Origin of the sequence: Wolbachia endosymbiont of Tetranychus urticae, from assembly GCF_046529255.1 — a bacterium.
Classification (GTDB): domain Bacteria; phylum Pseudomonadota; class Alphaproteobacteria; order Rickettsiales; family Anaplasmataceae; genus Wolbachia.
This window is the reverse complement of sequence record NZ_CP114181.1, coordinates 690609-703979: the sequence shown is the minus strand read 5'-3', so window position 1 is coordinate 703979 and position 13371 is coordinate 690609. Positions and strand designations below refer to the sequence as shown.

The 13371-nt window shown below is 34.5% G+C and carries 11 protein-coding genes and 1 tRNA gene; 4 read left to right on the top strand and 8 right to left on the bottom strand.

Annotation, left to right across the window (positions count from 1 at the left end):
• Positions 1-68: 68 nt before the first annotated feature.
• From O1Q06_RS03850 to rpmE, 4 genes are all read right to left on the bottom strand, one after another.
• A complete protein-coding gene (locus tag O1Q06_RS03850) occupies positions 69-1085 on the bottom strand; it encodes an extracellular solute-binding protein (RefSeq protein ID WP_410543049.1) in 1017 nt (338 codons plus the stop codon).
• Between the two features lie 123 nt (positions 1086-1208).
• Positions 1209-2486, bottom strand: a complete 1278-nt coding sequence (locus O1Q06_RS03845; RefSeq protein ID WP_410543048.1) for a hypothetical protein — start codon at positions 2484-2486, stop codon at positions 1209-1211.
• A 91-nt stretch (positions 2487-2577) separates the two neighbouring features.
• The gene (locus O1Q06_RS03840) at positions 2578-3363 is read right to left on the bottom strand and encodes an NAD kinase (RefSeq protein ID WP_410543047.1); all 786 of its coding nucleotides are present in this window, start codon (positions 3361-3363) and stop codon (positions 2578-2580) included.
• Positions 3364-3384: 21 nt separating this feature from the next.
• Positions 3385-3597, bottom strand: a complete 213-nt coding sequence (gene rpmE / locus O1Q06_RS03835; RefSeq protein WP_006013575.1) for a 50S ribosomal protein L31 — start codon at positions 3595-3597, stop codon at positions 3385-3387.
• A gap of 125 nt (positions 3598-3722) precedes the next feature.
• On the opposite strand from rpmE, the gene fabD reads away from it, so the two are divergent.
• From fabD to O1Q06_RS03820, 3 genes are all read left to right on the top strand, one after another.
• A complete protein-coding gene (fabD, locus tag O1Q06_RS03830; RefSeq protein WP_410543151.1) occupies positions 3723-4688 on the top strand; it encodes an ACP S-malonyltransferase in 966 nt (321 codons plus the stop codon).
• A gap of 139 nt (positions 4689-4827) precedes the next feature.
• Positions 4828-5676, top strand: coding sequence for an IS110 family transposase (locus O1Q06_RS03825; RefSeq protein ID WP_410542778.1), 849 nt, complete (start codon positions 4828-4830; stop codon positions 5674-5676).
• Positions 5666-5989 carry an IS630 transposase-related protein gene (locus O1Q06_RS03820; RefSeq protein WP_410543040.1) on the top strand — a complete coding sequence of 108 codons (324 nt, stop codon included), beginning with the start codon at positions 5666-5668 and terminating at the stop codon, positions 5987-5989. The genes O1Q06_RS03825 and O1Q06_RS03820 overlap by 11 nt, the downstream gene beginning before the upstream one ends.
• Positions 5990-6050: 61 nt before the next feature.
• On the opposite strand, the gene O1Q06_RS03815 is transcribed toward O1Q06_RS03820, so the two are convergent.
• The gene (locus tag O1Q06_RS03815; protein WP_410543041.1) at positions 6051-7505 is read right to left on the bottom strand and encodes an IS4 family transposase; all 1455 of its coding nucleotides are present in this window, start codon (positions 7503-7505) and stop codon (positions 6051-6053) included.
• A 235-nt stretch (positions 7506-7740) separates the two neighbouring features.
• The gene (gpmI, locus tag O1Q06_RS03810; RefSeq protein WP_410543150.1) at positions 7741-9237 is read right to left on the bottom strand and encodes a 2,3-bisphosphoglycerate-independent phosphoglycerate mutase; all 1497 of its coding nucleotides are present in this window, start codon (positions 9235-9237) and stop codon (positions 7741-7743) included.
• Between the two features lie 196 nt (positions 9238-9433).
• Here gpmI and O1Q06_RS03805 point away from each other — a divergent pair, with 196 nt between their 5' ends.
• Positions 9434-10168, top strand: a complete 735-nt coding sequence (locus tag O1Q06_RS03805) for a hypothetical protein (RefSeq protein ID WP_410543046.1) — start codon at positions 9434-9436, stop codon at positions 10166-10168.
• Positions 10169-10254: 86 nt separating this feature from the next.
• On the opposite strand, the gene O1Q06_RS03800 is transcribed toward O1Q06_RS03805, so the two are convergent.
• Positions 10255-10326: transfer RNA gene (locus tag O1Q06_RS03800), tRNA-Asn, on the bottom strand.
• Positions 10327-10537: 211 nt separating this feature from the next.
• Positions 10538-13111 (bottom strand): alanine--tRNA ligase, encoded by a 2574-nt coding sequence (gene alaS / locus O1Q06_RS03795; protein WP_410543045.1) that lies wholly within the window; start codon positions 13109-13111, stop codon positions 10538-10540.
• Positions 13112-13371 lie beyond the last annotated feature (260 nt).

The following is a 13371-nucleotide window of genomic DNA, read 5'->3' as shown; positions in this document are numbered from 1 at the left end:
GAGCTTATTCTACTTTCTTAATTTCAATTACACAACTGTAAAGTAAAGTAGAAGGAAGCTATAAAATTTTATTTCCACTTACATTCATCTGCTATCATAACAGCCTCAAAGAGATGCTTCTCAAGCTCACTTATAGGCAGAGTACTTTGTAGGTAATTTCCCCAAGATTTTAACACATCAGAAGTTTCAATACCTTCAACAATAGGATATTCTTGATTTTTTTTAGCATATAGCTCTTGAGCCTGTTTGCTTACAAAAAACTCCAATAAAGCTATGGCATTTTCTCTGTGTTTTGCGTTTTTTGTTACTGCTGCACCACTAATATTCACCATTACACCATCACTCGGAAAGAAAGCTCCTAACTTTTCTGTGATATTCTTTTTATTTTCTGATGAAAGGATTCTTGCAAAGTAGTAGCTGTTTACTATTGCAACATTGCCTTCACCAGCGGCTACAGCATAAATTTGATCTGTATCACCACCGCTTGGTTTTCTTGCCATGTTGCTTACAATTCCACTCACCCATTCTTTTGTTTTTTCAAAACCATTTTTTGCAATCATAAAAGCGATCAATGATCGGTTATATGGACTTGTGGAAGAACGCACTAATATTTTCCCTTTCCATTTTTCATCCGCTAAATCTTCATAAGTACTTAATTCCTTAGGATCTACTGATTCTTTATTATAAACCAATATTCTAGCTCTTTTTGTTAGCCCAAACCAATAATCTTCATTATCTCTAAATTTTGCAGGTATGGCATTTTTTAGAGTCTCTGAATCCACTCGAGATAAGAGCCCTCTTTTTTTCGCTAAAATCAAATTCACCGCATCTGCAGTTAAAAACAAATCAGCTTCACCACCATTTTCCATGCGTGAAAGCAATTGAGAATAATCGTCAATGATATAACGTACCTTGATACCGGTATTTTTTGTAAATTCATCAAATAAACTATGTACTAATTCTTCTTTACGTGATGAATAAACGTTTACTACTTGTGAATCATCAGTTCCGCTATTTTTATATAAAAAGTTAACGACTATCAATACAGCCGCTACTAAAGATATAAATATTAAACCTTTTTTCATAAACAAACCCCTTCCTTTTCATCATCTCAAGCTATCAAAATAGCAAGGTCTTAGCAAGTGTAAATCTTCAAAACGTTGCAGTTACAGTACTGGAATAGCGATAAAAAGAAGTACGAGCCAGATTTAATTAATAATATAAGTAATATCTGGATGGCCACATCGTTCAGCAACTACTTGTAACAATTTTGAACTAATCTTTTCTTGACTGCTTTTTACAGTTTTAATAGCTGTTTCATTAGGATTTTCACTATTAGCATTTTGTTTATGTAATAACAAATAATCTTTAAAATCAGTTTTGTTCCAATGATGAATTGTGCAAGCTAAAGTGAAAAGCAGTAGAGTGCCTGAAATTGCGACGATTGGCCAGTAAATAGTAGGATTTGTGTATGAACTTACTATGTTGCTCAAACCACCTGTTGAATAAAGTGCTAAAGGGAAGGTTATGTTTCCAGTAATAAGAACTGTTCCTAAGATAGGAAGCCATATTCTATCATTGATTAATGAATTTACTTTACTCTTGTAACAGATTGGCTGGCCTGTAAGTTCTACGATGTTTGAATTACTTTTTGCTTTTTCTGGAAGAGAGTGAAACGTAAAGTAAACACGATTACCGTTGCTATATTTTAATACCAAAGACTTGATGCATTTCTCATCTTGCTTAAGTGTATCTAATATCTCACCTAAAACTTCTTGAGTGTCTCTTTTTGTAATCTTGTGCTCCTTAGTACGGACTGCTTGCATAAGTTCCCATGTAATTCCCAAGACTAAACAAGACGCTAATACTCCGCCAAATATAGTAACAGGATTTATGCTGCCGATGAATCCAATGAATTCTCTTTGCTTCGCAGCTAAAACGATTGACGTAATACAACATGCCGTAATAAGACCTACGAAAGGCATTGTAACTTTCTTCTTTTGCATCGTATATTTTACTTTCTGTAAAAATCTGTTTGTCTTTTTATTATCTCCAAGCAAAGATTTTTCAGAGCCGTCTGTCTTATATGATGGCGGAAGACTTGGGGGTGTATCGCTATGCTGACTGAGCTTTTCAAAAAGATTTTTCTCACTTTCATCTCTATCCCAAGGTTCATCAAATACTGTCTCTTTAGAAGCCGATCTTTCTAATCTTTGATTATCTACTCCATTATCTAAACTCTTTTTCGAAGTTTTTTTACTTCTATCTATGGATGCATAAAGAGGTTCTGAACTGTTCACATTCGATGCTTCTTGCCTTTCTTCATAAGAACTTGATTCGCTAGCCGAACTTGTATGTTGTAAAGTTTCATTTTCACCATTTGTTTTTGGCACCGTGCTTCTGCGTGCTGGTTTTGGTAGACTTGTTTTTTCTATTCCATCTTTTTCAGTTATTCTGACGTTCTCTCCGTTTGCTGATTCAGGCATATTTGCTCCAAAATTAATCACTATATTGTGTTGATTACGTTATAATTATTAAGATATGGTAAATACTAATTTAAAGATAAGTATGAAGAATTTAGTATAAAAATTGCTTATCAAAAATCCTCTCGTCTAATGAGCAATCTTTATCAAAAAGCAGAGTGACTGTGTTTTCGTGATCTTTCTGCATTTTTATCTGCGATATATCAGGAAATTCCTTGTAATCTGATACTACAAGTGCTGGACGATTTTCCACGTCGTTGATATCAATTTGCACTATTGTATCATTTGAGATTAGCGCTCCATTCCAACGCCTTGGGTAGTAGCTATTGATGGAAGTCAGTGCAAGTAAATTTGAATTAAGTGGTAAGATTGGCCCACCGGCAGAGAAGTTATATGCAGTGCTACCTGTTGGGGTAGACAATATAATTCCATCTCCTCTGAATTTTTCTACTTTTAGCTTATCATTAATGGTAATATTCATCTCCACTATTTGATTTGCTTTTCTAAAGACATACACTTCATTTACTGCTATGTAATGGTGTTTTTTGCCATTTATGTCTTTGGCTTCCATTTTTAGTAAAGTTAGCTGAGTAGGAACTGCATGTTCTATATGATCAATTAGATCTTCAAAGCATTTATTCATCAAAAATCCGACGTTACCGGTATTTATTCCATATACATGTATATCTTTATTTCCTATGACGTAGTTGTGCAGAGTGCGTAGCATAAAACCATCACCGCCAACAACTATCAGCAAATCAACTTCATGCTTACCTGCTTCTGCTATATTGATAAAATTGAGTTTCTGTAGTAGTTTAGATACTTCCTGAGACTTGGGTAGCGAAGAAGCAATATAGCCTACATTTTTATATTTATACATGTTAAATAAAGAGGGGAGGAACTAAAAAAGACTCCCGTATTTATCATTAAACTTAGCTATTTTACTATCCTTCTCCCCTGAACCGCTTGTCAAACTTCCAGTCCATGCAGGATGAGTAAGAGGATCTCTATCAAGCTTTATTCTTTGACCTTCTTTTCCATAAGTGGAATAAGTTTCAAACTCTTGACCATCTGTCATAACTATAGTAACTTTGTGATAATCGATTTCTGCCATTGTTCTTACAAATTTCTTACCAGCTAAGATTTTAGTGAATCTGGTTCATTTGGTCAATCATTATTGTGAAATATTGACAAAAAATAAATAAAGTAGTATTCTCAATGAAGAATGAAAAACTTTTTATGATTTTTGCTTTTCCTGGTCAGGGCTCCCAATTTGTAGGAATGGGAAAGAGCTTGTATGATGAATTTTCAGTTGCAAGGAACGTATTTGATGAAGTAGATGACATATTGGGTAGAAAGCTGTCTCATTTGATTTTCAATGGCCCTATTGAGAAATTAACCATCACGGAAAACGCTCAGCCAGCTATAATGGCAGTGTCAATTGCAACGCTACGTGTTATGAAGCACGTATTTGGTGAATCTCTTTACAGCGTTCAGTATGTTTGTGGGCATTCAGTTGGCGAGTATACAGCGCTATGTGCTGCAGGGGCATTGACGCTTGAGTCTGCAGTCAAATTGCTAAAAGTTCGTAGCGAAGCAATGCATGAAGCTTCACTAAAATGCAAAGGTGGAATGTTTGCTCTACTTGGAGCAGAAATAAGTGAAGTAGAAGGTATATTAAAATCAGCTCAAATTGATTGTGAAATTGCAAACGATAATGGTGGTGGGCAGGTAGTGGTGAGTGGTACTGCAGAGGCTCTTGAGGTCTTACCTGATTTATTCAAAAACTCAAGTGTCAAGAAAATGATAAAATTACAAGTTAGTGGGCCTTTTCATTCATCTTTTATGAAACCTGCTGATGAAAAACTTCTGGAATTTTTAAAAAGCATCAACATAACTCGCCCTTCGATTCCTTTTGTATCAAACGTTACAGCTAAGGAAGAAAGTGATCCAGAGATCATAAGAGCTTTGCTCGCTAAGCAAGTCATAAGCAGAGTGAGGTGGAGAGAAATGATTTTACATATGACAAACCGTAGCACTAATAAATTCGTTGAAATTGGGCCTAATAAAGTTTTATCCAATTTAGTTAAAAGAATTGATCAGTCTATCAGTGTGAAAAATATAGATAGTATTGGTGATATTAATAGCTTCTTTGATGAATCATTAGTACTAACAGCGAAAAATTTAAAAGTTGGGTTAAGTTAAAGCATATCTATGTAATATCATTCAAGTAGCTAATACTAGTTCCTTTATGATGGTGTCATCCCAGTGCTTGGCACTGGGATCCAGATTGGGCATTAAGTTGGTAAACACTTTACAACGTTTTTTGTATAAAAGGACTGGATTGTATATTAAATCAAAGCCGCAAGGCTATAATGAGCAAGGAGTGATACTGTCAATTGGATTGATTGATAGAAATCGTAGGCATCTCAGTACACTCCTTGCTTTAAAAAATGGAGTACGAACGGTAGGGGGATCAAAAAGATCGAATCACAATCCTGTACAACATTTACATTATTATTTGATTATATTTATAGGTACAAAAATGGCTAGAACAGTTTTCATTGGTATTGATGTTTCAAAAGAAACACTTGATATCTCAATTAATAATAAACATCAGCGTATAGAAAATGTAGAAAGAGCTATATCTGAGTTTATAAAGTCAAAAATAGTTAACGTATTTGTTAGGTTATGTGTAGTAGAATCAACAGGTGGTTATAAAAAACTTGTCATAAAGTTGTTACGGGAATATAAAATAGCTGTTCACAGAGCTCACCCAAATCGGGTATATGCATTTGCAAAAGCCTGCAACCACTTTGCAAAAACAGATAAATTAGATGCAAAATTACTAGAAAAATATGCTGAATTTATCACAAAAAATGACGAAGTAATAGAATACATAGTTTCACAAAAGCAAGAAGAACTAAAAGAGCTAAGAGCAATTGAGCGCAATCTAAACGATGAAGTTCACGCAAATAAGTGTCGTTTGCATAAGGTTACAGGAAAAGCCAGGGAATATATAGAAAAACAGATAGAATTTGCAAAAAAACAATTAGAGCAAGTTAGGCAAGACATAGAAGATATAATAAACTCTGATCCTGATTTGAAGGAAAAAAGCAAACTGCTAACTATAGCATTTCCTAAAGTAAATGATAAAGGTATAATAAAGTATTTGAGTTATAATGGCATATAGTGTGGATTTAAGGGAAAAGGCAGTATTGATGATAGAAAAAGGGAAGACAAAGGTTGAGATAGCAGAGCTCATGGAGATAGGAATAGCAACGCTGTACCGCTGGTTAAAAAAGAAAGCTGCTGGTGAAAGCCTAAAGCCATCTAAAAACGGTAGCTTTATTCGAAAAATAGACCCAAAAATACTCGAAGAATATGTTACAAAGAATCCAGATCACACTCTGGCAGAGATGAAACAAAATCTTGGATTTGGAATAAATTCAATTTGGTATAGACTAAAACAGGTAAAAATTACTTTAAAAAAAAGTCACAAATAGAGTCTTTTGGCTGTCATGTGCTGTATCTTCCAACATATTCACCGGATTTGAATCCTCACTTTTACCTACAACTTTGAGAGGTCATTATGCGAAGCATAACCATGCTTTCCCTGAGGTTTTCATAACCACGCCATAGAGTCATAGTTCCTGGTAAATTATCACTTTTTCTATTCATAAATCCACCTAATTTTCCTAACCAAATAATAGCTTGTTTTATGTTTGGAGGTTCTTCTGGCAATTTGGCTACTTTATGCTCACGTATGTAAAGGGTTTTCCACTCTTCATTACTTAAAACCTTAGTACAAACCTCCATAGGATTCGATAAAGCGATTTTTGTTAAATATAAAATATTAAATGCAATAATGCTCTTTATAGCGATTAATTTCTCTAATCTTTCTTTTGTAGCTAAACGAGAGCTTTCTACCTTACATCCTGATTTTAAAATCCTAAAATACTCCTCGATTTTCCATCTTAGCTTATACCAATTTATCCTTTCTATAGCATCTAAAGTGCTATTAACTGGTATATTAGTCAGCAAAGTCCAATCAATAGCTTCTACTCTTTCAGGAGGATTTGTTTCTTTGGCACTTACTACATATATAGCGATTTTATCACTTATTTTATGCTCTGTATCTTTCGATCCATAAATGTAAGGAGATCTGATAGGTATATAGCCTTTCATATACCTGACTTCAATGTTAGCTTTTCTTGAGATCTGGTATTTATTTTCAGCAACATTCAAGACAATTTCCTTTTTTACAGGCAGTTGAGTTATACGTGTTTGCAAATCCGTTTTTCCCCCTTCAATACAGATGAATTTCCTATTAGTTCGGTTGCGGATTACATAAAAACTGTCCAATGATTCAACAGTCCATAAAAACTTAAAAATATCTGCTTCCCTATCACCAATAGTAACAAGCTGTACACCTTCTGCGAGGTTATTTAGGGTTTCTTTTAGTGCCGCTATCCACTTATAGCTTTCTTTCTCCTTTATAGCAGTACGGTATTTCCTGTTTGCTTTTTCTTGGGCTGTTTCTTCCCTGATAGAACGTGCCCAACACTGTTGAGAAGATAGCCCTAAAGGTAATCCGTCTTTGTTAACCATTAAGTTACTGTGCAATAACAAACCCTTTTTATATTTTGTATAGGCTTTAGAAATACTACCTAGACCCTTAGTCTTTATATGAGAGTCAAAATCCAAATAACTTGTATCTTGAACTGAAAATACCAGCTCATTTCCTTTTATCCTTTCCATAGTTTCTTTATAATGGGAAGAATAAATTTCCTTAGCTTCAAGCTTCTCATTGCTAAATAATCTGTATGCACCTTTAGCTTCTTTCCATCCTACACAGCTTTGACTAATTGACCCAGACGCCTTATTCTCTATTAAATAGCTTGTTTTAATAAGTCTTGTATTAAGCCTTACATCTCCCAGATTAACATGTCTCAACTCTTTTTCTAGCCATTTATCTCCTAAGCCATCAGCACATTGTACATTTCTATTTACTTCACACATTTTTACCTCATCTTAAGTATATTTTTCTCTATCTTACTTGCTTTTTATACTTGTGGGTAAAAGTGAGATTTGAATCCCATAGAACACTGTTGGCATACCATCAAAAGCCGCCTCAGACCTCTAATGTATAAATGTACAGACTTACAACTTTTGGTTGGTAATACCATAATGGTAATTTATCATTCATTTTAGAAAATACTATACAACAGTTGTGAATAGAGAGTAATACGAAAAATTATATAATCAACGAACTACCTGTCATTTCATTTGGCTTTTTGAGTCCAAGTAGCTGTAAGATAGTGGGGGCAATATCAGATAATTTTCCATCTCTTAGTTTTAGATTATTACAAGATACAATGAATGGAACTTTATTTAGAGTGTGCGCTGTGTGAGGTGTGTTATTTTCTTCATCGAACATACATTCCACATTACCATGGTCTGCTGTAACAATGAGTGCAGTATTACCCACTTCTTTGACAACGCTGAGTACTTTTGCAAGGCAATCATCTACAGCGAGCACAGCTTGCTCGGCTGCTTTTATATTACCTGTGTGTCCCACCATATCAGGGTTAGCGTAGTTTACAACTATCAGCGCAAATTCTTGAGAATGAATTTTTTTTACAAGCTCTTCTGTGAGCTCAAAGGCTGACATTTTAGGCTGCAAATCATAAGTTTTAACTTTTGGTGAAGGAATTAGTATTCTTTCTTCACCGGAAAAAGGTTCTTCTCTTCCGCAATTAAAAAAGAAGGTCACATGCGCGTATTTCTCAGTTTCAGCAATGCGCAGTTGCCGTAATTTATTGTCTTCTATTATCTGTCCCAAAGTGTTGGCAAAAGATTCAGGAGGAAAGAGATAAGGGATTTTTAAATCCGCTTTATATTGCATCATACTTAGAATTGATGAGAATTTTGCTACTTCTATGTAGTTCGTTTTGCCTAGCAAAATACTTGCCAATTGTATCATTCGGTCAGCACGAAAGTTAGCCAATAGCAATCCATCTTCTGGTTTTATACCTTGATAATCGCCTATTATTGCGGGCCTGATAAATTCATCGGTTATATTATTTTGATAATTTTCATCAATAAGCGATACTGCATCATCATAACGAGGCGCCTTTGCAAATGCGATGGCTTCATAAGCTTCAATTGTTCTTTCCCACCTATTATCACGGTCCATAGCGTAATAACGCCCAGAGACAGTGGCGATTCTTATATCATTTTCCTTTATGCTTTCTGTAAATTCTTGAATGCATCTTTTCCCTGAATTTGGCAGTGTGTCTCTGCCATCTAAAAATGCGTGTATTACAACTTTAATTCCGCGTTGTAATATCTTGTTTGCTAAAGATGAAATGTGCTTTTGATGCGAATGAACACCTCCATCTGATATCAATCCCATTATATGGCATATGCCATTCTTACTTTTTAGATCATTAATAAAATTCTGTAGATTTGCATTATTTTCTATCGTTTCGATTGCTTGATTAATACGCTGAAGGCTTTGCATTACCACTCTACCGCTACCAATATTCATGTGACCAACTTCTGAATTGCCTATTTGGTCTTCTGGTAATCCAACATCAGTTCCACAGGCAGATAAACTGCACTTTGGATAATTAGAGTTAATATGTTGCCAACAAGGGAGATTTGCATTGCTAATAGCGTTGTATTTACTATTTTCTATTCCATTACCCCAGCCATCTAATATACATAAAACGACTGATTTAAAGTTCATATAAAAATTAACATCGAAAACCCCCGATGATACCAAAAATAAACTCTTCTCACAACTTTTGTGTTAAAGTAGGAGATAGAAAAAGCTGCGTAGAGACAATGGTATATGAAGTTTTTCATAAAATATTTTATTAAAGTGATTGACAGTTGCTGAAGTGTTTACTAAAACACTTGCATAGCTTTAATAGTGAGGTCAAATGAGTTATAGCCAATATATAAAGGATAACACTTTAGCAACATCAGGTGCTATAATTAATGTTGATAGATTAGTAAACTTTTTAAAAAGCAATACAAAGATTACAAGACTTATTTTACGATGTTCAAAAATTAATTATGAGGTTATAAAAGAATTAGCTCAGCTTTCTCATCTTACTTCACTTGATCTAAGTTGCAGTTATGTTGGTACAGAAGGTGCAAAGATTTTAGCAAGCGGGAATCTTGTAAATCTTACTTCGCTTGATTTAGGAGGAAACGAAATTGGTGATGAAGGTGTAGAGGCTTTAGCAAGTGGAAATCTTACAAGTCTTACTGAGCTTAAATTATATGATAATAAAATTGGCGATAGGGGGGCAAAAGCTTTAGCGAGTGGAAATCTTACAAATCTTACGTTGCTTAGTTTAGGATGGAATGAAATCAGTGAAAAAGGTGCAGAGGCTTTAGCGAGTGGGAATCTTATAAATCTTATTACACTTAAAGTATATGATAACAGCATTAATTACAGAGGTTCACAGACTTTGGCGAGTGGAAATTTGGTGCGTCTTACTTCAATTATTTTTAATTATTGTTATATTGATAGCACGTTCCCTAAAAATGTCCTGCCTTCACTGAAAAGTAGGTGTAATAAAAGAAAAATAGGGGAAGAATCAGGTAGTAAGCTAAGTGAGGTACAGGCATCTTTGCACTTTGAAAGTAAAGGTTTTAAAGCTATATAACTCCACAGTTTTGTCTGTTTAAGAGACAGAGAAAAGTTAGTGAATTCTGGGCCAAAAATGAAATGTACAGATTGTATAAAACAATGCTCCCCGGGCCGGATTCGAACCAGCGACCAATTGGTTAACAGCCAACTGCTCTACCACTGAGCTACCGAGGAATAAACTGCTTTTAACTTATCATATTGAACGTAGATTGTAAATGATTTTTATGTAGACTTTAAACCTAGATATCATTCCAGAGCATGGAGCTGTAATCCAGTTCTTATTACCTGATATGCTCATTTGACAGTTAAGTCTTCTCTACCCCTATTTGCATAATACCTTGACGATTCCGTTCACGGTTAAAAGATACCGAGGTAGTAGGGTGTATTAGTTTTTGCAAGCTGTTATTTTGCTATGGATTGCTGTAATGGCATCATCTATTTTATTGTTATCACAGCCTGTTTGGGCAAGTTCGGCATTTCCACCGCAATCCCTTCTGGTTACAGTAGATACCAGCTCTTTTGCATTGATCTTATTAGTTAAATCTTTACTTACTTTGACAATCAAAACTGTTTTATCCTTTTCTGTTACCATGAAGGCTATTACAGTTTTCGGTTTTTGTTGCTGTAGAGCAAATTCCCTTATTATACTTCCTGGAACGTTATTGAAAGTGTGGCTTACGAAATTTATTCCATTTATTTCGGTACTTTTTACAGCTTCTACACTGATAAGCTTTTTATAAAGATTTTTTATTTTGACTTCAAATTCTTTGCGCTCCTGGCTTAAAATACTGAGTCGACTTATTATTTCATTTACTGGTGCTTTTACGCATTCTGCAACTTTTTTTAAGCTAATTTCGTTACTGCGTACATAATTAATTGCTTCTTGACCGGTTAAAGCTTCAATTCTTCTTACTCGAGATGCAACGGAACATTCTGCTGCTATCTTAAACAAACCAATTTCTCCGGTACGCTCCACGTGTGTACCACCACATAATTCTTTTGAATCTCCAATTTTTACAACCCTAACATTATCACCATATTTTTCACCAAATAAGGCCATCGCTCCTTCGTCTATTGCCTCATCCATACCTTGAACTTTTGTGGACGTAGAAAGATTTTCTCTGATTAGAGAGTTTACTATATCTTCTACTGAAGACAGCTGATCCTGAGTGACTGGCTTATTGTGACTAAAGTCAAATCTTAGTCTATTTGGTGCGACTAGAGAACCTTTTTGAGTAACGTGATCACCTAAGATTTTTCTGAGTGCAAAGTGTAGAAGATGTGTAGCTGAATGATTTCTTCTTAAGTCTTGTCTTCTTTTTTTATTAATACTAGCTGTAACTGTGTTACCTTTACAAATTGAGCCGACGCACCTGTGCAAATACAAGTCATTAATCTTGTTGGTATTTTCGACTGTTACCATACTTCCATCAGACTGTATAAGATTTCCAATATCTCCCACTTGTCCACCTGACTCTCCATAAAAAGGTGTTTTATCAAGTATAATAGTTATCTTTTCTCCTTCTTTTGCAGAATCAATTACTTCATTTTTAGAGGAAATTATTGCGAGTACTGTTGCATCCTTTACTTCATCACGTTCATAACCAACAAATTCCGTTTTGCCAAACTGATCGATTAAATTAAACCATACTTGTTCAACAGATTTTTCACCAGATCCAGTCCAATTAGCACGTGCTCTTTCTTTTTGCTCTTTCATTGCATTATCAAAACCTTTTTGGTCAAAATTTATTTTCCTTTCTTTCAAAATATCAAGTGTGATATCCAAAGGAAATCCATAAGTGTCATATAGTTTGAATGCTGATTCTCCAGATAGAGTGTCACCTGATTTTAAATCTGCAGTGAATTTGTCCAAGAGATTAATGCCTTTCATTAAAGTGTCTTTAAAGTTTTCTTCCTCTGATTTTAACGTTGTTTCTATTAAGCTTTTAACTCTGATTAGCTCTGGATAAGCATCTCCCATATAAGCCAAACTTGTGCCATCTATGAGTGCAGGAAAAACAAGGTTCAATAGAGAATCATTATATCCAAGTAGGTGGATATAACGTACTGCTCTCCTGATCAATCTGCGTAGTACATAATTTCTTCCTTCATTTCCAGGAAGCACTCCTTCTGCGATGAGAAATGCAGCTGCACGAAGGTGATCTGCGATAATCTTATGAGCTACTTTATTTTCCGTATTTCCACAGTACTCTTGCGATTTACTTACCAGAGCAGAAAATAGGTCAATATCATAGTTATCATGAACGTTCTGCATAACAGCTGCTATTCTTTCAAGGCCCATTCCGGTATCGATGCATTTTTTTGGTAATTTTTGTAAATTATCTTCTTCATCTTTATTAAATTCCATGAACACCAGGTTCCAAATTTCAACAATTCTGTCGTCTTCATGTAAAGCGGAATTTCCATGATCGTAAAAGATTTCAGAACATGGTCCACATGGACCAGTATTGCCCATGCTCCAAAAGTTATCATCTGTTGTAATTCTTATGATTTTATCATCTGAAAAGCCACTTATCTTACGCCAAATTTCATATGCTTCATCATCAGTGTGGTAAACAGTTATGGATAGTCTATTTTTATCAAGAGACAATTCTTCAGTAATAAATTTCCACGCAAATTCTATCGCAATTTCTTTAAAGTAATCACCAAAGCTAAAATTTCCGAGCATTTCAAAAAATGTGTGATGCCGAGATGTATAGCCAACATTTTCAAGATCATTGTGTTTACCACCTGCTCTGAGACACTTTTGACTTGAGACGGCACGTTTCATTTCAGTTTTTTGCGTGCCGGTAAAGATGTTTTTGAACTGTACCATACCAGCATTTGTAAACATGAGTGTTGGATCATGCTCTGGAATCAAAGGAGAAGAAGGAACTTGCTCATGATTATTATTTACAAAAAATTTTATAAATCTTTCTCTAATTTCGTTTAGCTTCATCGTTTTTACTGAGGTTATCTATGCATAATAAGTTGTAACAGAAGTAAAATCAATTTATCAATCTAAATATTAATATATACATTACTTAGTATAATAAAGGTAACTTTTACATAAAAATTTTAACAAAAAGATATAGGTTTAAATATTTTATCCACTAACATAGAGAAGTATTTGTTAATTCAAATAATACTTTTATTAATTCATTTAAGGAGTGTGAAATGCCAAAAAAATTCCAAAACACTAATACCAATTCCCGCTAT